23 protein-coding genes are annotated in these 17,600 nt (G+C 64.4%); 8 read left to right on the plus strand and 15 right to left on the minus strand.

Translation table 11 applies throughout. The features are described from left to right. Positions 1 to 111: 111 nt before the first annotated feature. The 8 genes from cimA to cysS all read right to left on the minus strand — a co-directional run bounded on the left by cimA (position 112) and on the right by cysS (position 6,844). Positions 112 to 1,725, minus strand: a complete 1,614-nt coding sequence (gene cimA / locus NDO48_RS10835) for a citramalate synthase (protein WP_018427083.1) — start codon at positions 1,723 to 1,725, stop codon at positions 112 to 114. 202 nt (positions 1,726 to 1,927) lie between these two features. Further along, positions 1,928 to 2,890: a prolyl aminopeptidase gene (gene pip, locus NDO48_RS10840; RefSeq protein WP_018427082.1), complete on the minus strand. Its 963-nt coding sequence runs from the start codon at positions 2,888 to 2,890 to the stop codon at positions 1,928 to 1,930. Further along, on the minus strand, positions 2,887 to 3,363 hold the full coding sequence (locus NDO48_RS10845; RefSeq protein WP_267321467.1) for a GFA family protein: 477 nt from the start codon (positions 3,361 to 3,363) through the stop codon (positions 2,887 to 2,889). Before NDO48_RS10845 ends, pip begins: the two co-directional genes overlap by 4 nt. Continuing rightward, positions 3,360 to 3,836, minus strand: a complete 477-nt coding sequence (locus NDO48_RS10850) for a GFA family protein (protein ID WP_018427080.1) — start codon at positions 3,834 to 3,836, stop codon at positions 3,360 to 3,362. The genes NDO48_RS10845 and NDO48_RS10850 overlap by 4 nt, the downstream gene beginning before the upstream one ends. Continuing rightward, the gene (locus NDO48_RS10855; protein ID WP_018427079.1) at positions 3,833 to 4,324 is read right to left on the minus strand and encodes a GFA family protein; all 492 of its coding nucleotides are present in this window, start codon (positions 4,322 to 4,324) and stop codon (positions 3,833 to 3,835) included. The genes NDO48_RS10850 and NDO48_RS10855 overlap by 4 nt, the downstream gene beginning before the upstream one ends. A gap of 12 nt (positions 4,325 to 4,336) precedes the next feature. Then, on the minus strand, positions 4,337 to 4,717 hold the full coding sequence (locus NDO48_RS10860) for a VOC family protein (RefSeq protein ID WP_018427078.1): 381 nt from the start codon (positions 4,715 to 4,717) through the stop codon (positions 4,337 to 4,339). Continuing rightward, a complete protein-coding gene (locus NDO48_RS10865) occupies positions 4,714 to 5,112 on the minus strand; it encodes an endonuclease domain-containing protein (RefSeq protein ID WP_267321468.1) in 399 nt (132 codons plus the stop codon). Before NDO48_RS10865 ends, NDO48_RS10860 begins: the two co-directional genes overlap by 4 nt. Positions 5,113 to 5,425: 313 nt before the next feature. Continuing rightward, entirely contained in the window at positions 5,426 to 6,844 is a 1,419-nt protein-coding gene (cysS, locus tag NDO48_RS10870; RefSeq protein ID WP_267321469.1) for a cysteine--tRNA ligase, read from the minus strand. Between the two features lie 446 nt (positions 6,845 to 7,290). Here cysS and NDO48_RS10875 point away from each other — a divergent pair, with 446 nt between their 5' ends. Next, entirely contained in the window at positions 7,291 to 7,440 is a 150-nt protein-coding gene (locus tag NDO48_RS10875; protein ID WP_018427075.1) for a hypothetical protein, read from the plus strand. Here the strand turns inward: NDO48_RS10875 and NDO48_RS10880 are convergent. Both NDO48_RS10880 and NDO48_RS10885 read right to left on the minus strand, forming a co-directional pair. Further along, positions 7,437 to 8,042, minus strand: a complete 606-nt coding sequence (locus NDO48_RS10880; RefSeq protein WP_267321509.1) for a LysE/ArgO family amino acid transporter — start codon at positions 8,040 to 8,042, stop codon at positions 7,437 to 7,439. The genes NDO48_RS10875 and NDO48_RS10880 overlap by 4 nt on opposite strands. A 134-nt stretch (positions 8,043 to 8,176) precedes the next feature. Beyond that, positions 8,177 to 8,956 carry an SOS response-associated peptidase gene (locus NDO48_RS10885; RefSeq protein ID WP_018427073.1) on the minus strand — a complete coding sequence of 260 codons (780 nt, stop codon included), beginning with the start codon at positions 8,954 to 8,956 and terminating at the stop codon, positions 8,177 to 8,179. A gap of 127 nt (positions 8,957 to 9,083) precedes the next feature. Here NDO48_RS10885 and NDO48_RS10890 point away from each other — a divergent pair, with 127 nt between their 5' ends. The 4 genes from NDO48_RS10890 to NDO48_RS10905 all read left to right on the plus strand — a co-directional run bounded on the left by NDO48_RS10890 (position 9,084) and on the right by NDO48_RS10905 (position 11,233). Beyond that, positions 9,084 to 9,506, plus strand: coding sequence for an NUDIX hydrolase (locus NDO48_RS10890; RefSeq protein WP_267321470.1), 423 nt, complete (start codon positions 9,084 to 9,086; stop codon positions 9,504 to 9,506). 59 nt (positions 9,507 to 9,565) lie between these two features. Beyond that, positions 9,566 to 9,943, plus strand: coding sequence for a TIGR02301 family protein (locus NDO48_RS10895; RefSeq protein WP_018427071.1), 378 nt, complete (start codon positions 9,566 to 9,568; stop codon positions 9,941 to 9,943). 133 nt (positions 9,944 to 10,076) lie between these two features. Next, a complete protein-coding gene (locus tag NDO48_RS10900) occupies positions 10,077 to 10,334 on the plus strand; it encodes a hypothetical protein (RefSeq protein WP_018427070.1) in 258 nt (85 codons plus the stop codon). Positions 10,335 to 10,417: 83 nt separating this feature from the next. Next, positions 10,418 to 11,233: a hypothetical protein gene (locus tag NDO48_RS10905; RefSeq protein ID WP_040456075.1), complete on the plus strand. Its 816-nt coding sequence runs from the start codon at positions 10,418 to 10,420 to the stop codon at positions 11,231 to 11,233. Between the two features lie 54 nt (positions 11,234 to 11,287). Here NDO48_RS10905 and NDO48_RS10910 read toward each other — a convergent pair whose 3' ends face one another. Continuing rightward, a complete protein-coding gene (locus NDO48_RS10910) occupies positions 11,288 to 11,446 on the minus strand; it encodes a hypothetical protein (protein WP_267321471.1) in 159 nt (52 codons plus the stop codon). 140 nt (positions 11,447 to 11,586) lie between these two features. Beyond that, positions 11,587 to 12,918, minus strand: a complete 1,332-nt coding sequence (locus tag NDO48_RS10915; RefSeq protein ID WP_267321472.1) for a dihydroorotase — start codon at positions 12,916 to 12,918, stop codon at positions 11,587 to 11,589. 69 nt (positions 12,919 to 12,987) lie between these two features. Between NDO48_RS10915 and NDO48_RS10920 the strand changes: the two genes are divergently transcribed. Together NDO48_RS10920 and NDO48_RS10925 are read left to right on the plus strand one after the other, a co-directional pair. After that, on the plus strand, positions 12,988 to 13,842 hold the full coding sequence (locus NDO48_RS10920; protein WP_267321473.1) for a YgfZ/GcvT domain-containing protein: 855 nt from the start codon (positions 12,988 to 12,990) through the stop codon (positions 13,840 to 13,842). Beyond that, a complete protein-coding gene (locus tag NDO48_RS10925) occupies positions 13,842 to 14,459 on the plus strand; it encodes an HD family hydrolase (protein WP_267321474.1) in 618 nt (205 codons plus the stop codon). Before NDO48_RS10920 ends, NDO48_RS10925 begins: the two co-directional genes overlap by 1 nt. A gap of 13 nt (positions 14,460 to 14,472) precedes the next feature. On the opposite strand, the gene NDO48_RS10930 is transcribed toward NDO48_RS10925, so the two are convergent. Then, entirely contained in the window at positions 14,473 to 15,099 is a 627-nt protein-coding gene (locus NDO48_RS10930) for a glutathione S-transferase family protein (protein ID WP_018427064.1), read from the minus strand. A 171-nt stretch (positions 15,100 to 15,270) separates the two neighbouring features. On the opposite strand from NDO48_RS10930, the gene NDO48_RS10935 reads away from it, so the two are divergent. Next, positions 15,271 to 16,026, plus strand: a complete 756-nt coding sequence (locus tag NDO48_RS10935) for a TSUP family transporter (protein ID WP_267321475.1) — start codon at positions 15,271 to 15,273, stop codon at positions 16,024 to 16,026. Between the two features lies 1 nt (position 16,027). On the opposite strand, the gene NDO48_RS10940 is transcribed toward NDO48_RS10935, so the two are convergent. Together NDO48_RS10940 and NDO48_RS10945 are read right to left on the minus strand one after the other, a co-directional pair. Continuing rightward, complete coding sequence (locus tag NDO48_RS10940; protein ID WP_018427062.1) at positions 16,028 to 17,212, minus strand: low temperature requirement protein A; 1,185 nt, start codon at positions 17,210 to 17,212, stop codon at positions 16,028 to 16,030. A gap of 110 nt (positions 17,213 to 17,322) precedes the next feature. Then, a complete protein-coding gene (locus NDO48_RS10945) occupies positions 17,323 to 17,595 on the minus strand; it encodes a DUF3303 domain-containing protein (protein WP_267321476.1) in 273 nt (90 codons plus the stop codon). Positions 17,596 to 17,600 lie beyond the last annotated feature (5 nt).

Raw genomic sequence — 17,600 nt, forward strand, 5'->3', positions numbered from 1 at the left:
TATGCGCCGGAGCGCCGGCGCAAGCCATTTCAAAATTGTGATGGTCCACCTGCTTTTCGTTGATGGATCAATCGACAGGGCCAGCGACAGTCGCCGGCCCCGGCCCGCGGCCTATTCGGCAGCCACCAGCCCCGCCATCTCGCGGTTCTTCATCAGCTTGTAGATGATCGAATCCATCAGCGCCTGGAACGAAGCATCGATGATGTTGGTCGACACGCCGACCGTCCACCAGCGCGCACCGCTGCTGTCGTGCGATTCTATGAGCACACGGGTTATGGCCTCGGTGCCGCCATTGAGGATACGCACCTTGTAGTCAGCCAGTTCGAGGTCGCCGATCTCATCCTGGAACTTGCCGAGGTCCTTGCGCAGGGCAATGTCGAGCGCATTTATCGGACCGTCGCCCTCGGCCACCGACATCTTGTCCTCGCCGTCGACCACAACCTTCACCACCGCCTCCGAGACGGTCTTGAGGTTGCCGTTGGCGTCGAAACGGCGCTCGACCAGGCAGCGGAAGCTGGTGACCCGGAAGAATTCCGGTACGCCATGCAGCATGCCGCGCGCCAGAAGCTCGAAACTGGCGTCGGCGCCCTCATAGGCATAACCCTCGGCCTCGCGCTCCTTGACCACCGAGATCAGCGCATCGAGCCTATGGTCATCCTTTGGTACGTCGATGCCACGGCGCCTCAGTTCGGCAATGAAATTGGCCTTGCCGCCCTGGTCCGACACCATCACCTTGCGACGGTTGCCGATGGCTTCCGGCGGCACGTGTTCGTAGGTCTTGGGCTCCTTGGCGATGGCCGAAGCATGGATGCCGGCCTTGGTGGCGAAGGCGGAGGCGCCGACATAAGGCGCCTGTGCTTCGGGCGCGCGGTTGAGCAATTCGTCAAAGGCGCGCGACAGCCTGGAAATACCAGCCAGCGCACCCTCCGAGACGCCTGTTTCGAAGCGTTCGGCAAAATGCGGCTTCAACGCCAGTGTCGGGATGATCGTCACCAGATTGGCATTGCCGCAGCGCTCGCCGATGCCGTTGATGGTGCCCTGCACCTGGCGCACGCCGGCCTCGATGGCGGCCAACGAATTGGCCACCGCCTGGCCGGTGTCGTCATGGGCATGGATGCCTAGATTGGAGCCCGGGATGCCGCCCGCGATCACCCGGCCCACGATCTCGCGCACCTCCGACGGCTGGGTGCCGCCATTTGTGTCGCACAACACAACCCAGCGCGCGCCAGCCTCGTAAGCCGTCCGCGCACAGGCCAGCGCATAATCGGGATTGGCCTTGAAGCCGTCGAAGAAATGCTCGCAGTCGACCAGTGGCTCCTTGCCAGCGGCGCGCGCCGCCTCGACCGAGGCGCGGATCGACTCGAGGTTCTCCTCATTGCTGACGCCGAGCGCCACGCGAACGTGGTAATCCCAGCTCTTGGCGACATAGCAGACAGCATCGGACTTGGCTTGCACAAGTGCGCTGAGGCCGGGGTCGTTGGACGCCGACACCCCTGCTCGCTTGGTCATGCCAAAGGCCACGAACTTTGCCCGCCTGGTACGCTTTTCCGAAAAGAACGCCGTGTCGGTCGGGTTGGCGCCCGGATAGCCGCCCTCGACATAGTCGAGCCCGAACTCGTCGAGCATGCCGGCAATCGCAATCTTGTCCTCGACTGAGAAGTCGATGCCCGGCGTCTGCTGGCCATCGCGCAGCGTCGTGTCGAAGAGATAGATGCGTTCTTTCATACCAACACCTTGGGGGCAGCCCTATGGCGCGCCCCTCTGTCTTGCCGGACATCTCCCTCACGAGGAGGAAGATTGGCAGTATTGACGCCTCGCTCTGTCCTGCACCGCCGGGGATTGGCACCGGCTGGCGCGCTTGCCGATCTCCCCGTCTGTGGGGGAGATGTCCGAGAGGACAGAGGGGGGCAACATAGGGCGGAAACGTTCACGACGCTTTTCCCGCGAACCTGTCGGTCGCCCTGATGAGCTGGTCGAGGATGCCGGGCTCCGAATAGGCATGGCCGGCGCCTTCGATCAGGTGGAACTCGGCCTGCGGCCAGGCCTTGTGCAGCGCCCAAGCATATTTCGCCGGGCACGGCATGTCATAGCGCCCATGGACGATGACGCCGGGAATGTTGTGCAGCTTGTGCGCGTCGCGGATGAGCTGGCCTTCGTCCATCCAGCCGGCATGGACGAAATAGTGGTTCTCGATTCGCGCAAAAGCGATGGCAAAATGGTCCTCGCCGAACTTGCCGCTGGTATCGGGGTCGGGCAGCAGCGTGATGGTCTCGCCTTCCCAGGTGCTCCAGGCAAGGGCTGCCTCGAGCTGCGCCTTCGCATCGTCGCCCACCAGGCGCTTGCGGTAGGCGCCCATCATGTCGCCACGCTCGGCCTCGGGGATCGGCTTGACGAAACGCTCCCACTTGTCGGGAAACATCTCGGAGACACCAAACTGGTAATACCATTCAAGCTCGGCGCGGGTCAGCGTGTAGATGCCGCGGACGACCAGTTCGCTGACGCGTCCGGGATGCGTCTCGGCATAGGCGAGCGCCAGCGTCGAGCCCCAGGAGCCACCGAAAACCTGCCACTTGTCGTGGCCTGCCATCTCGCGCAGCCGCTCGATGTCGGCCACCAGATGCCAGGTGGTGTTGGCCTCAAGCGAGGCATGCGGCACCGATTTGCCACAGCCGCGCTGGTCGAAGAGCATGATGTCATAGAGTTTCGGGTCGAACAGGCGCCTGTGCTTCGGTGAGGTTGCCCCGCCGGGGCCGCCATGCAGGAACACCACCGGCTTGCCGCCCCTGGTGCCCGAGCGCTCCCAATAGACCTGGTGGCCGTCGCCGACATCGAGCATGCCGCTGTCGAAGGGTTCGATCTCGGGATAAAGGCCGCGCAGTTCGCTCGTCATAATTTCAGTCCATGCTCGGGCCAGTTGGCCGTCTCTTCGTCGGGATGCTGGAAGGAGATGATCTGCTCCTGCCGCTGGTAGTAGTCAGGATTGTCGTGCACCGGCTGGTCGAAGATCGTTTCCACCCACGGCAGGCGAAAACCGTGGTTGATCTGGATCGTCGGTGCGAGGTCGGAACGGTCGTCGAACGAACCGATCGACAGTTCGAGGCCCTCTGCGTGCCGGTATGCCATCGGCGTGCCGCAGCGCTGGCAGAAGCCCCTGGCGATGTTGACCGAGGACTGGAAGTAGGTCGGTTCCTCGCGCACCCACTCGACGCCATCCGCCGGCATCGCGACGAACGCGCCGAAGAACGAGCCGAACTGCTTCTGGCACATGCGGCAATGGCAGATCGAGCTGCGCCCCAGCGCGCCGTGGATACGGAAGCGAACGGCGCCGCACTGGCAGCCGCCGGTTCTAACAGTCTCCGTCATGACCTTTTCTCCGCTGGCCATTGTTCAGTGTCGTGGTCTGGATGCTGGCGGTTCGACGGGGCGACCGCCGCGTACCAGGCACTCTCGTCCGCCGACAACTCCACCGCGTCGAGCTCGCCGAACCACGGCATCTTCTCAGCCGAGCCGCACTGGAATGTCGGCATTACCGCTTCCGGATCGTCGAGCGAACCGAGCACGACATTGATCGTATCGCGTTCGACGACATCGAACAGCATCGGCGTACCGCAATCGCGGCAGAAGCCTCGGCGCACGATGTCGGACGATTGGAACCAGCCGACCTCGCCGCGCGTGACGGTGAACGTCGCCTTGGCCGCCCGCGCCAGCGGCATGAAATAGTTGCCCGACGCCTTCTGGCACATGCGGCAATGGCAGATATGCGCATTCTCCAGCGCCTGGTCGATGCGGTAGCGCACCGCCCCGCACTGGCACCCGCCCGTCGACTGAGCGTTCATGCGCGCACCTCCGGTGGCCAGCTCTCGGTGTCGTGATCTGGATGCTGGTACGAGACGATGTTGTTGACGAAGTCGGCCGCTTCAGGGTCGTCTTCGGTCGAATAGCCGGGCAGTTCGTGAACATGGTCGACATAGGGCAGCTTGCCTTCGAGCCCCCATTGCACGGTCGGCGCTATCTCCGCCGGCTCGTCGAAGGCGGCGATAGCCAGCGCCGTGCCATCAGGCGCCTCGTAGCTCAGCGGCGTGCCGCAGTCGCCGCAAAAGCCGCGCAGGCCGAAGTTCGACGAGCGGAATTTCTTCGGCTCGCCGCGCGTCCAGCTGAGTTTCGCCTGCCGCACTGAGACCAGCGGTGCGTAGAAATTGCCAAACGCCTTCTGGCACATGCGGCAATGGCAGACCGAGGCATCGCCGAGCGCACCCTCGACGTGGAAGCGCACCGCGCCGCATTGGCAGCCACCCGAATAGACGGGCTTGTTGTCGAGGCTCATCGCGACATTCCCTCACGCCGGCGCATGGCACACTGCCTCGATGTTGTTGCCATCGAGGTCGTAGACGAACGCCGCATAATAGTCAGGATGGTAATGCGGCCGCGGTCCCGGCCCGCCATTGTCACGTCCGCCGGCGGCAATGGCCGCAGCGTAAAATGCATCGACCTCGGCCCGGCTGCGCGCCGTGAACGCATAGTGCCGTCCCGGCCCGGCCGGCGCCTCATGCAGCCAGAACACCGGCCGCTCGCGGCCATAGCCGCCAACCTTGACGCCACCGGTATGCTCCGGCGGCACCATCATCAGAAGCGTAGCTCCCAGCGGCGCAAACGACTTGTCGTAGAAGGCCCTAGCCTTGTCGAAATCCTGAACCGAAATGCCCGTGTGGTCGATCATTGCACGAACTCCTCTTTCATGCCGACGGCCGCCCCGCCATGGCCGGCCGAGATGACTATGTGCTGGCAGACGTTATCGATATCGCGAACAACGTCGTCGTTCCAGAAGCGGAGAATGGTCCAGCCGTCCTGTTGTAGACGCTTTGTGCGCACCGCATCCGCTTCGGCCTTGGCCGCATCGGCATGCTGCGAACCATCCAGTTCAACGACAAGCATTTTCTCAGGGCAGGCAAAATCGACGATATAGCCGGCAATCGGAAACTGACGCCGAAAACCGAGCCCCATCAACCGGTGCGCGCGCAGCGCATTCCACAGCTTCAACTCGGCATCGGTCATCTTCCGACGCATCGATTTGGCATTCCTGCGGTTGGCTGGGGCGACCGGCGTATGTGGCATCAGCAACTACCACCCTGCACGGCTGCTGCTCTACGTTGCCCCCCTCTGTCCTGCCGGACATCTCCCCCATGAGGGGGGAGATTGGCAGCTGCTTTCGCACCGCCTCTTCTGCAACTTTGGTGATTTGCGAAATTCGGCGTGACGGCTGATCTCCCCCCTCGTGGGGGAGATGTCCGACAGGACAGAGGGGCGCGCTGCCCCGCAGGCCCATCCGCCGAATCCACAGCCCGTTTCCTCCCCTTGAGGGGGACATGACCGGCAGGGCAGCGGGGGGCGTACAGCCCCACCCTATCCACGCCGTGCAACATGACCATCACCGCTTCACTTCCCACGTCGTCACGCGCTCGCCGCTCACCGGGTCCTTGCCGTCCTTGAGCTGCACGCCCTGCGCCAGCAACTCGTCGCGGATCCTGTCGGCCTCGGCCCAGTTCTTGGCGTTGATCAACGCCAGCCGGCGCGCAATCGTTGCAGCGACCGCGGTCTCGTCCACCTCGGCGGCGTCGAGCGTGAAGCCCAGGAACAGAAGTGCTGCCTTGAGCTCGGCGGCCACCTCAACGCTCCCGCCCGCCTCGCCGGCCAGTTGCGACAGGCCGTGGAATGCGGTCGCGGTGGCGAGGTCGTCGCCAAGCGCTGCAATCAGCGATGCGGGCACGCTCGCCTCGGCTTCACCGGCGCCATCGGCCGCACGCTTCCACTTGCGCAGCGTGTTCTCGGCCTCCTCCAGCTTGCGCACCGAGAAGTCGATCGGTTCGCGATAATGCGTCATCAGCATGGCCAGCCGCAGCACCTCGCCCGGCCATTTGCGGCCGCCGAAGGTCTCGGTCTCGAGCAGCTCGTGGATCGAATAGAAATTGCCCAGGCTCTTGGACATCTTCTGGCCTTCGACCTGCAGGAAGCCGTTGTGCATCCAGTAGTTGGCCATGACCTCGGTGCCATGGGCGCAGCGCGACTGGGCGATCTCGTTCTCGTGGTGCGGGAAGATCAGGTCGAGCCCGCCGCCATGGATGTCGAAGACCTCGCCGAGATAGGCCGATGCCATGGCCGAGCATTCGATGTGCCAGCCAGGGCGGCCGCGGCCCCAGGGGCTTTCCCAGCCGGGCTCCTCGGGTGAAGACGCCTTCCACAACACGAAGTCGCCGGGGCTGCGCTTGTGCGCCTCGACCTCGACGCGTGCGCCGGCCTGCTGCTCGTCGAGATTGCGCTTCGACAATTGGCCGTAATCCGCCATCGAGCCGGTGTCGAACAGCACTTCGCCTTCAGCTTCATAGGCATGGCCGCGTTCGATCAGGCTTAGAATCAATGTGATCATGTCGGCGCGGCCGTCGGCGCGCGGCTGCACGAACTCGGTCGCGCGCGGCTCGACCGTCGGTTCGAGGCAGCCCAGCGCCTTGACGTCGGCCTGATACTGGTTCGCCGTCTTTTCGGTGACACGCCTGATCGCCTCGTTGAGCGGCAGATCGGGGAAGTCACGCAAGGCGCGCGCGTTGATCTTGTCGTCGAGGTCGGTGAGGTTGCGCACATAGGTCACGTGCCCCTCGCCATAGACATGGCGCAGCAGGCGAAACAGCACGTCGAAGACGATCGCCGGCCGCGCATTGCCGATATGGGCGAAGTCGTAGACGGTCGGCCCGCAGACATACATCCGCACGTTTTGCGGATCGATCGGCACGAAGTCCTCCTTCGTGCGCGTCAGCGTGTTGGTAAGGCGCAAGCCCCTGAATGCTTCAGACATAGAACTCCCCGTGCCAATGACCCCGAAAATCTCCGATTTTCGGAAAGGATCATGCACCCAATCTCAGTTTCACGGCGTCTCTTGCGCGTCCAAAGGGACGCGCGGCGCCGTGGCCTGCTGGCCCGGGCGTTCAACCTGTCTTTGTGAAGAGGAGGCGAAAACGTCCTGACCAGCGCGAACGCTAGCCAATAATGCAAATGCCGGAAATGGCGAAAGACGTTTTCATGAGCCGCTTTATCGTCTGCTGCCATGTTGCCGTCAAGCCGCAGCGTCATGAAATGTTACCGCCGGCGTCGCAACCGGACCGGTCTGAAACAATTCCTTAAGTATACCGGCACCGTAATGAAACAAAGCCGGGGTAGAAGCCGCCGCATTGCCACGAATTCGACCGAATCCGTAAGCACATGCAGCCGCTCACAGCACATCTGACGTAAGGGAAGAGACCAATGAAACGAAAACCAGCCGAACAAGACCGAGCGCATAGCAAGAGCGCCGAACTGACCGAACAGTACCGGGCCATCGGCCCCGCCGCGATCCTCGCCGCGCTGATCTGCGCGCCGAAGAAGGACAAGGCAGAGCCCAAGAAGGCTGCCTAAATCCGGCTGACCAGGCTCAGGCCGATGGCGGACATCACCGCCCCGATCAGGAAATCGAGCACGCGCCAGGACGCAGGCCGGGCAAATACCGGCTCCAGCAGCCTCGCGCCATAGCCGAGCCCAAAGAACCAGACAAACGATGCCGTTGCAGCGCCAAGGCCGAACGCCAGGCGCGCCTGTCCCTCATATGCCGCCGACAGGCTGCCAAGCAGCACGACCGTGTCGAGATAGACATGCGGATTGAGGAAGGTGAAGGCGAGGCAGGCGGCAATCGCCGGCCCGAGCCTGGCTTCGCCCGCATTCGCGGCCTTGAGCACCTCGGGCTTCAGCGCCCGGCGGAAGGCGATGATCGCGTAGGAAAACAAAAACAGCGCGCCGCCGATGGTGACGGCCGTGATCAGTTTCGGCGACTGCGAGATCAGCGTGCCGAGCCCCGCCACGCCGGCCGCGATCAACAACGCGTCCGACAGGGCGCAGATCAGGCTCAGCACGAACACATGCTGGCGCAGCAGCCCCTGACGCAGGATGAACGCATTCTGTGCGCCGATCGCAATGATCAGCGACGCACCGAGCAGGAATCCGGAGATGGCGGCAGAGATGATGGGCGTGGACACGTCGCCCTTCTAATGCACGGACTGGAAAAGCGAAATCGATTTCGCGGAGGCAGGATGCTGGATTTATGATGCCAGAGCGTCCGTTGCGCGCCCCCGCGAGGGCGTACTGCACTTGCTGCCTGTCAGAACAGTTTCATCTGGCCATCGTCGCCGGCCTTGCGTTTTTCCGCCTTTGGCTTCGCCACCTTTTCGGGCGCCTCCTCCGGCAAGGGCTCGACCCGGTCCTGGATCTCCACCCCCAGATTGGTCACCTTGTTGACCAGGTCCGAAACAGGGATCTGCTCGAAGAAATCAGGCTGCGCCGGCCGCATCAGTTCGGCGACATGGCGCGGTTCCTGCGTACGGCAGTCGAGCCAGCGGGCGAAATCCTCCTGCTGGATCACCACCGGCATGCGGTCGTGGATATGCCTGATATCGGCGCTGGCGCCGGTTGTCAGGATCGTTGCAGTGTCCATTTCCGAACCTCCCGGTTCGCTCCAGGTCTCCAACAGCCCGGCCAGCGCCACCAGCCCGCCCTTGCGCGGCCTCAGCCAATAGGCCTGGCGCCGGTTGCCCGGCAGCTTTTTCCATTCATAAAAGCCCGACACCGGAACCAGCGCGCGTCGGTGGCGCATCGCGGTTCTGAACGAAGCCTTCTCGATCGCCGATTCCGAGCGCGCGTTGAACAACAGCGGCATATCGGCCGGATTTTTGGCCCAGGCAGGAATTAGTCCCCAGCGGGCCAGCAGCGCCATGCGGTCGGGCAGGTTGGAGCCCGGCGGTCGCTGCGGGCCTGCCGTCACCACGAGGATCGGCTGGGTGGGGGCCACATTGTAGCGCGGCGGAAAGCTCTCGAGGTCGCCTACGCCGATGAAGGCCGCCGTCTCCTCAGGCGATGCAATCACCGCAATCCGTCCGCACATCGCTCACATCCTCGTTCATGCAGAAAGTGGCGATGGATCGCGCCCGCCGCAACCGCTAAAGCAGCTTATCCCCCTGCCCGGATGCCGGGCGGGATGTTGCAGAACGAGACAGGGCGGGCAAAGGCGAATGAACGAAAACAAGATCGTCCCGGCCGTGTCGGTCGCCGTCATGCGCGACGCCACCATCATGCTGGTTCGGCGCGGCCGGGCGCCATCGAAGGGACTCTATGCCTTTCCGGGCGGGCGGGTCGAGGATGGCGAAACGCTCGAAGATGCGGCGCGGCGTGAACTCACCGAGGAAACCGGCGTCGATGTCCGCGGGCTGGCGCCGCTGCGGGAAATCCTGATCGACAGCCGCCACGACGGCGGTTCGCTCTACATGCTTACGGTCTTCGGCGCACGCCATCTCAAGGGCGAACCGGTTGCTGCCGATGACGCCGATGAGGCCGCCTTCTTCACGCTTGCCGAGATCGAACGCCTGCCGCTCACCGACTCGACGCTGGAGATCGTGCTCGAACTGCTCGGCGGCGACGTCGTCCTTCCCGCATAGGCTTTGGAAAGCCTGCTTTCGAGCCTTGCGGCAGACAAATTGTTTCGCCACAAAAGCTTATGATGCGTGCTTCGACCTTCATGCTTGCCCTGACGCTTGCCGCGAGCACCGCGCTTGCCGTGCCGGCGCGCGCCGCCGAAGCGCCGTTCGAGCCGGGCCTGATGCGGCTGGCCGAAGTGCTGGGGTCGCTCCACTTCCTGCGCAACCTCTGCGGCGAAAAGGGCACGCAGTGGCGGGCGGAGATGGAAAAGCTGATCCAGGCCGAAAATCCCACGCCCGAGCGTCGCGCTCGCTTCATCGCGTCCTTCAACCGCGGCTACCGTTCCTTCGACGGCACCTACACGGCCTGCACGCCCTCTGCCACCGAGGCGATTTCCCGCTACATGAAGGAAGGCGAGGCGCTCAGCCGCGACATCGCCTCGCGCTTCGGAAATTAACAGGCTATTTACTTTCCCGGCATTGCCGACCGTACACAGACGGCCGATTGTGTTAGTTCTCTTAACGGGACATTAAAGGGATAGCTCAAGTTGATCCGAATCACCGGGTCGCTTGGCAGGGTGAAAGACCGAAATGGAACAAAGCGTAAGCGACATCGACGCCCTGGTCCGGGAAGAAAAGCGCCTGACCGCCGTCGAGAGCCATAACGAGGCGTGGGCGGAAGGCCTTTCCGCAGGCATCGAACCCGAGATCATCGCCGAGGCAGCGCTTGCCACCGCCTTTGCCGAGATCGTGGTCTCCGGCGGCGAGGCAGCAGCGCTGGCGCTGCTTGACCGCATGCGCGCCCGCGTCGAGGCCGGCGAGTTCGAGCCCGTACGCCTGCGGCATTGAGCCCCCGTCCCGGTTCTTTGACTAGCCGACGCGGTTTCGGCATCATGCCGGCAAGTTAGAGAATCCCCCGGAGCGACGTTTCGATGCGGCCACACACTGATTTTGCGCCACGCGCCATGGTGCGCGTCGCGGCCCTGGGCCTTGCGGCTTCGCTGATGCTGCCGCTTCATGCCACCACTGCTTTTGCCCTCAGCGAGATCAAGCGCGAGGAACTGCCGGCCCCCGTCACCCCGCCAAAGCCCGCCGACCAGTCGACGCCGACCGAAAACTCGGTGCCGATGCCCGATCCGGTGCAGAAGCCGCAGTCCGGCACCACTCAGCAGGCTCCTGCCGGCGACCAGGCTCCAGCCGACCAGCAGTCGCCGGCCGAGGACGAGATGCCCGCCGACACCACCAGCCCGGCAATGCCGCATCTCGACCCCGAGGCGCCGTTGCCCGAGATCGTCTACGACCTCAGCCGCCTGCCCGAGCCCGTGGCGCGGATGCGCAGCCTTCTGGTCGAGGCGGCAAAGTCCGGCGACATCGAAAAGCTCCGTCCTCTCGTCGGCCAGGGCGACGCCATGCCCCAGCTGTCTTTCGGCGACATCGAGGGCGACCCCGTCGCCTTCCTCAAGAGCCTTTCCGGCGACAGCGACGGCCAGGAAATCCTCGCCATCCTTGAAGAGGTGCTGAATGCCGGTTACGTGCATCTCGGCGAAGGCACTGACGAAGACCTCTATGTCTGGCCCTATTTCTTCGGCATCCCACTCGACAAACTTGACCCGCGTCAGAAGGTCGAGCTGTTCAAGATCGTGACGGCGGGCGACTACGAAGACATGAAGCAGTACGGCGCCTACGTCTTCTACCGCCTTGGCATCACGCCCGAGGGCCGCTGGGCCTTCTTCGTCGCCGGCGATTGAGGGTGCCTGCCGTTCTTGAACTCAGCGAGAATCGGCAAAGGCCCTGGCGAGTATTCAGAAAATCTCGGTGACATAGATCGCCGCTTGGCTGAACGCCAACGACGGGACTGATCCCTTCGCGAACGATCTTACCGCACCGCCGCTTCCGAAAACTGCATCGCCCTGTGAGGGTGTCGTGATCTCGGCTTCCCACATGGCGCGGATGCCGCGCACGATGATACCGCTCCTCCTGGCCCCGTTTACGGGGAAAAGGCGGCTCGAGGGGCCGGATGGGGATCAGCGCATAAATCGGGGAGGCTGCCTCCACCCTCACCTGGCTTCCGGTTTCCTCTCCCGTGAACGGGACAGGAAACCTACTTCACCACCGCCTCAGAAAACGCAACCGCCCTGCCCTGCGACGGGGTGGTGATCTCGGCTTCCCACATCACGCGGATGCCGCGGACGATGGTGCCGACCGGCCAGCCGGTGACCTGCTTGCCGTCATAAGGCGTCCAGCCGGCCTTGGAGCCGGCCTGGGCGTTGGTGATGGTCTCGGTCCGCTTCATGTCGACGACGGTGAAGTCGGCGTCGTAACCGGCGGCGATGCGGCCCTTGCGGGCCATGCCGAAAATGCGGTTCGGGCCATGGCTCGCAAGATCCACGAAGCGCTCCAGCGTCAGGCGGCCGGCGTTCACGTGGTCGAGCATGATCGGCACCAGCGTCTGCACGCCGGTCATGCCAGAAGGCGAGGCCGGATAAGGCTTGGCCTTTTCGGTCATCGTGTGCGGCGCGTGGTCGGAGCCGAGCACGTCGACGACGCCCTGGCTGATGCCATGCCAGATGCCGTCGCGGTGGCGTGCCGAACGCACCGGCGGGTTCATCTGCAGCAGCGTGCCGAGACGGGCATAGTCGTCCGAGCTCATGGTCAGGTGATGCGGCGTCGCCTCGCAGGTGGCGACATCCTTGTGCCGTTCGAGGAAGGTGATCTCTTCCGCCGTCGAGATGTGCAGCACGTGGATGCGGGCGCGCTCCTGGCGAGCGATGCGCACCAGGCGCTCGGTGCACTTGAGGGCTGCGATCTCGTCACGCCAGATCGGGTGCGAGGACGGATCGTTCTCGACGCGCAGGTTCTGGCGCTCGCGCAGGCGGAACTCGTCCTCGGAATGGAAGGCAGCGCGGCGGCGGGTGTTGCGCAAAATGGAGGCGACACCCTCATCGTCCTCGACCAGCAGGTCGCCTGTCGACGAGCCCATGAACACCTTGATGCCGGCAGCGCCCGGCAGGCGCTCCAGTTCGGCGACATCCTTGGCGTTGTCGCGCGTGCCGCCGACCCAGAAGGCGAAGTCACAGTGCATGCGCGCGGTGGCACGGCTCACCTTGTCGGCAAGCGTTGCCTCGCTCGTCGTCAGCGGGTTGGTGTTGGGCATCTCGAAAACCGTGGTGACGCCGCCAAGCACGGCCGCGCGGGAGCCGCTCTCCAGATCTTCCTTGTGTTCGAGCCCCGGCTCGCGGAAATGCACCTGGCTGTCGACGACGCCCGGCAGGATGTGCAGGCCGCGGCAGTCGATGGTTTCGCCGGCGGATGCGCTGCCCAAATCGCCGATCGCGGCGATCCGTCCGTTGATCACGCCGACATCGCGGACGCCTGTCCCGTCTTGATTGACGACCGTCCCGCCCTTGAGGATGAGATCGAAGGTGTTAGCCATCGCGGGTGCCCTTGTCTGGAAATTGCCTGCGGCTTACGTAATGGCTCTCCGAAATGCAAGATCAGGTCCATGCCGACAGCCATTCTCGCCGACCGCGCCACCATAGATGTCTCCGGTCCCGACGCCGAGCATTTCCTGCAAAACATCCTGACCGTCGACCTTGCGGCGCTCGGTGAGCGCGAGGCCAAACCAGGCGCTCTGCTCGCTCCGCAAGGCAAGATCATGTTCGATTTCCTGGTGTCGCGCAGCGGCGAAAACGGGCTCCGGCTCGAATGCCGTGCCGACATCGCTGACGATCTTGTCCGCCGCCTGATGCTCTACAAGCTGCGAGCCAAGGCAGACATTTCCAAGCAGAATCAATTGGCTGTCTCGGTCTCGTGGCAAGATGATTCAGCTGCCTCCCAATCCGATTCAACTGTCCGCGACAGCCGCTTTCAGCAGCCTGTCTTCCGTCACTACGGTTCGGCGCCTGCAGCCGATGCCACCGAGGCCGACTGGCACGCCCTCCGCATCGCCAGCGGCGTCGCCGAGAGCGGCCCCGACTATGCGCTGGCCGACGCCTTCCCGCATGATGTGCTGCTCGACCAGCTCGACGGCATCGGTTTCAAGAAGGGCTGCTTCATCGGCCAGGAGGTCGTCTCACGCATGCAGCACCGCGGCACGGCGCGCCGCCGCGTGCTTTTGATATCCGCTGCCTCCGACCTGCCTGCCCCTGGCACCGACCTCATGTCAGGCGGCAAGGTTGTCGGCACGCTCGGCTCGGTTTCGGGCAAGCACGGCCTCGCCATCGCCCGCATCGACAGGGTGAAGGCAGCGCTCGACGCCGGCGCTGCGATCACAGCCGGCGACGTCGCGGTCACCCCTGCGATCCCCGACTGGGCACGTTTCACCTATCCCGAAGCCGCCAGCGCGGAAGACGCCTGATGGCCGACCGCCCCGGCGCCCCGCCACGGGCCTGGCAGCGCATGCTGTCGGGCCGCCGCCTCGACCTGCTCGATCCCTCGCCGCTCGACGTCGAGATATCGGACATCGCCCACGGCCTCGCCCGCGTCGCCCGCTGGAACGGCCAGACCTCGGGTGACCACGCCTTTTCGGTGGCGCAGCATTCGCTGCTGGTCGAGCAGATCTTTCGCCGGATCGCGCCCGACGCCTCGCCCGAGGCACAGCTGGCCGCACTGCTGCACGATGCGCCCGAATACGTCATCGGCGACATGATCTCGCCGTTCAAGTCGGTGGTCGGCGGCGGCTACAAGACCTGTGAGGAGCGGCTACAACACGCTGTCCACCTACGCTTCAGCCTGCCCGGCACGATCTCCCAAGGCCTCAAGAAAGAGATCAAACGCGCCGACCAGATCGCTGCCTATTTCGAGGCGACCGAACTCGCCGGCTTCTCAGTGGCTGAAGCAACGCAGTTTTTCGGCCGCCCGCGCGGCATTTCCGGTGACGGGCTCGACCTTGCGCCGCAGCCGGCCAAGCGCGTCCAGAAGGCTTTTGTCGACCGCTTCCAGGCCATCGAAAGACAGCGCTCCGGCCGGGCCTGATCCCGTGGCGGCCTCAGGCCGGCGGGATGAACTCCTGGCTGATTTCCTGGAACACCGGCATCGCCTCGAGCCGGGCCGACAGCGCCGCGAGCGAAGGGAACGCATCCATCGCCACCAGCCCAGGATGGGCATCGTTGATGAAGCGCAGCACGCACGCCACGCCGACATCGGCATGGCCGATGCGGTCGCCGAACCAGTAGTCGCTGTCTCTGCTCGCGCGATCGGCTTCCAGCACGCCCAGCACGTCGGTGATCTGGGTGCGGCAGCGCTCCACCCAGACGGTCGACACTTCCTTGTGCAGCCGCCGCTCGTAGAACAAGCTTACCGCCTTGTCGCCCAGGCCCATGGCAAGGGCGCCGACCTTCAGCGCCTGGTGGCGCGCCGGCTCGGCGATCGGGAACATCGCCTGCCCGCCGGGCGCCAGGCTGTCGAGATAATCGAGGATGATGTGGCTCTCGATCAGCGAGTCGCCGTTGTCGAGCACCAGCGTCGGCACCCGCGTCAGCGGATTGTAGCGCCTGATCTTGTCGGCATCGCCGAAGGCCGACCACGGCTCGTGCGTAAACGAAACGCCATAGAGCCTGAGCGCTATGCCGACGCGGCGGACGAAGGGGCTGTCATACTGGCCGATGAGCATCATGTTGTGGCGTCCCGGAAGAAGTCCTTGCGCGATACTACACGAGCATGCGTGTCGATCCAGAAGCCACTGACTGGACCGCGGCAAGCCAGATGCTTTGCCGGCGCAGCCTTGCCGGCAGGCCGCAACTGCCCCAGAACGGCCGGGCAATCCACATTGAGGCTGGGCTGAGTCGTGACCTTTGGTGACGTAGCGCTGTGGCAATATCTGCTTGTGTCGGTGGTGTCGTTCTGCGCCGCCATCCTCGGCGGCGTCACCGGTTACGGAACTGGCCTGTTGCTGCCGCCGGTGCTGCTGCCCATCGTCGGGCCTGAGGCGGTGGTGCCGATCATCAGCGTCTCGGCGCTGATGACCAATGGCAGCCGGCTGACCGCCTTCCGCACCGACTTCGACCGCCGCACGGCCCTTGCCGTCGGCGCCTTCGCCTTCCCTGCCTGTCTTGCCGGGGCCTATGGCTACACGCTGCTGTCGGGTCCCGGCATCACGCTGCTCATCGGCGCGGTGCTGATCGTGCTGGTGCCGGTCAGGCGGCTCCTGATGCGGGCCCGCGGCAATCTCCGAGGCGCGGGGCTCCGCGCCGCCGGGCTGGGTTATGGCCTGCTTGCCGGCGGCACATCAGGGGCCGGCGTCGTGCTCATCACCATCCTTTTGGCCGCCGGCCTCGGCGGCAGGGCCGTGGTTGCCACCGACGCCGGCATTTCAATGACGCTCGGCCTCGCCAAGGTGCTGGTGTTCCAGACCGCAGGCTTCCTGCCGTTCTCGTCGGTGGCGATGGCCCTGGTGATCGGCTTCAGCGCCACGCCAGGCGCGTTCATCGCCAAGCGGCTGGCGTCAGGCCTCACCAACCGCAGCCACATCGCCATCCTTGACACCGTGGTGGTCGCCGGCGGGGCACTGCTCATCGCCCAGGGCCTGCGCAACTGGCTCTAGCTCAGTGCCCGTGGTGCCTGCTTGGCTGCCCGCGCAGCTCGAGATAGGCCACCAGAACCATCACAAAAGTCGTCGCAGCTCCGATCAGCAGCGGCGACATATGGCTGGCGAAGGGCACCATGGCCGCAAGGATGCCAAGGCCGATGACATGCGACAGCGGCACGCGACCGACGACATAGAACTTGAACAACAGGTTGCCCGCGAGATAGAGGGCCGAGCCGCCGATTGCTGTCCAGATCAGCGCCGGCTCGACATGGCCAAGCGGATGGGCAAGCACCAGTTCGTCCGAGACCGCCACCACGATGATGCCGGCCACCAACACGACAGGGATATAGGTGTAGGCGACACGGGCGATCTGCCCGGTGTCCGCGGCCTCGGCGATCTTGTGATGGGCAAGCTCCTGCCCGACATTGAAATAGACCAGCCACATCGCCACAGACGCGAGGAAGGTGGTCAGGAACGCGGCGAAATTGACCCAGGTCCATTCGAGCTCGCCAAAGGTCGCGCCCGAGACCAGAATCGACTCGCCGAGCGCGATGATGATGAACAGCGCCGAGCGCTCGGCCATGTGCCCGCCCTCGACATCCCAGCCCGTCGTCGACGAGGCGCCGTGCCACGGCGTCCAGAAGCCCAGCGCCGGCGACACCAGCTCGATCAGCAGGGCAACCGCCCACAAGGCAAAACGATACTCCGGTTCCGCCAGGCCGCCGGCGATCCAGAACACGCCCGACAGCGCCAACCACAGTCCGATGCGGACAAAGTTGAGGTAGTTGTCACGGTTGTGTTTCCTGAGCGCCCACATCACGAACAGGGTGCGACCGACCTGCATGCAGACGTAGGCAAGCGCGAACTGCAAGCCGCGCCCTTCGAACGCCTCGGGGATGGAAGTCGACAACATCAGGCCGACCAGCATCAGAGCAAACAGCATGCCGCGCACCGGCGATTTGCCGGGGTCGAGCCAATTGGTCACCCAGGCGGTGTAGTTCCACACCCACCACACGGCGACCAGCATCAAGAGGCTTTCCAGCGCGCCGCTCAAGCTCAAGTCGCGCAACAGGAAATGCGAGAGCTGGGTGACTGCGAAGACGAACACCAGGTCGAAGAACAGTTCGACGAACTCGACCCTGGCGCTTTCGCCCGGCCGCCGCTTGCGCTGGTAATCCTGAGTTGCCCCGCTTAGTGCCATGCGTGTCCCCTCTGCTGGTTGAGGCCAGCATTCATGGCGGCAGGGCCTCGCGTCAAGCGGGTAGAACGACTGTCACCACACCTATTGCCAAGCCCAAAGCGGCCGCCAGCTCACAGATGGGGAGCGAGCCCTGCAGCGGTGTCCTTGCTGGTCGCCACCGGCACGATCTCGAAGCCGACAAGATCGGCCCATTCCACCACCCAGCGCTGCAGCAGCGTCACGTCGTCGGCCTCGACCAGCATGAAGCAGCGGCTCATGTCCGCCGCGATCCAGCTGTGGTGGACGATGAAACCTTCCGGCGCCAGCCGTCCCCTGTCACGGAAACGGCGATAGATCACCTTGGGATCGCGCCCGCGGAAATCCTCGATCACAAAGAACTGCATGAACT

It is taken from the genome of Aminobacter sp. MET-1 (assembly GCF_026521175.1).
Lineage (GTDB): Bacteria > Pseudomonadota > Alphaproteobacteria > Rhizobiales > Rhizobiaceae > Aminobacter.

Excerpts from the sequence above, each read along its gene's own strand:
- cimA (WP_018427083.1), bottom strand. The coding sequence starts at position 1,725 with ATGAAAGAACGCATCTATCTCTTCGACACGACGCTGCGCGATGGCCAG.
- pip (WP_018427082.1), bottom strand. The coding sequence starts at position 2,890 with ATGACGAGCGAACTGCGCGGCCTTTATCCCGAGATCGAACCCTTCGAC.
- NDO48_RS10845 (WP_267321467.1), bottom strand. The coding sequence starts at position 3,363 with ATGACGGAGACTGTTAGAACCGGCGGCTGCCAGTGCGGCGCCGTTCGC.
- NDO48_RS10850 (WP_018427080.1), bottom strand. The coding sequence starts at position 3,836 with ATGAACGCTCAGTCGACGGGCGGGTGCCAGTGCGGGGCGGTGCGCTAC.
- NDO48_RS10855 (WP_018427079.1), bottom strand. The coding sequence starts at position 4,324 with ATGAGCCTCGACAACAAGCCCGTCTATTCGGGTGGCTGCCAATGCGGC.
- NDO48_RS10860 (WP_018427078.1), bottom strand. The coding sequence starts at position 4,717 with ATGATCGACCACACGGGCATTTCGGTTCAGGATTTCGACAAGGCTAGG.
- NDO48_RS10865 (WP_267321468.1), bottom strand. The coding sequence starts at position 5,112 with ATGCCACATACGCCGGTCGCCCCAGCCAACCGCAGGAATGCCAAATCG.
- cysS (WP_267321469.1), bottom strand. The coding sequence starts at position 6,844 with ATGTCTGAAGCATTCAGGGGCTTGCGCCTTACCAACACGCTGACGCGC.
- NDO48_RS10875 (WP_018427075.1), top strand. The coding sequence starts at position 7,291 with ATGAAACGAAAACCAGCCGAACAAGACCGAGCGCATAGCAAGAGCGCC.
- NDO48_RS10885 (WP_018427073.1), bottom strand. The coding sequence starts at position 8,956 with ATGTGCGGACGGATTGCGGTGATTGCATCGCCTGAGGAGACGGCGGCC.
- NDO48_RS10890 (WP_267321470.1), top strand. The coding sequence starts at position 9,084 with ATGAACGAAAACAAGATCGTCCCGGCCGTGTCGGTCGCCGTCATGCGC.
- NDO48_RS10895 (WP_018427071.1), top strand. The coding sequence starts at position 9,566 with ATGATGCGTGCTTCGACCTTCATGCTTGCCCTGACGCTTGCCGCGAGC.
- NDO48_RS10900 (WP_018427070.1), top strand. The coding sequence starts at position 10,077 with ATGGAACAAAGCGTAAGCGACATCGACGCCCTGGTCCGGGAAGAAAAG.
- NDO48_RS10905 (WP_040456075.1), top strand. The coding sequence starts at position 10,418 with ATGCGGCCACACACTGATTTTGCGCCACGCGCCATGGTGCGCGTCGCG.
- NDO48_RS10915 (WP_267321472.1), bottom strand. The coding sequence starts at position 12,918 with ATGGCTAACACCTTCGATCTCATCCTCAAGGGCGGGACGGTCGTCAAT.
- NDO48_RS10920 (WP_267321473.1), top strand. The coding sequence starts at position 12,988 with ATGCCGACAGCCATTCTCGCCGACCGCGCCACCATAGATGTCTCCGGT.
- NDO48_RS10925 (WP_267321474.1), top strand. The coding sequence starts at position 13,842 with ATGGCCGACCGCCCCGGCGCCCCGCCACGGGCCTGGCAGCGCATGCTG.
- NDO48_RS10930 (WP_018427064.1), bottom strand. The coding sequence starts at position 15,099 with ATGATGCTCATCGGCCAGTATGACAGCCCCTTCGTCCGCCGCGTCGGC.
- NDO48_RS10940 (WP_018427062.1), bottom strand. The coding sequence starts at position 17,212 with ATGGCACTAAGCGGGGCAACTCAGGATTACCAGCGCAAGCGGCGGCCG.
- NDO48_RS10945 (WP_267321476.1), bottom strand. The coding sequence starts at position 17,595 with ATGCAGTTCTTTGTGATCGAGGATTTCCGCGGGCGCGATCCCAAGGTG.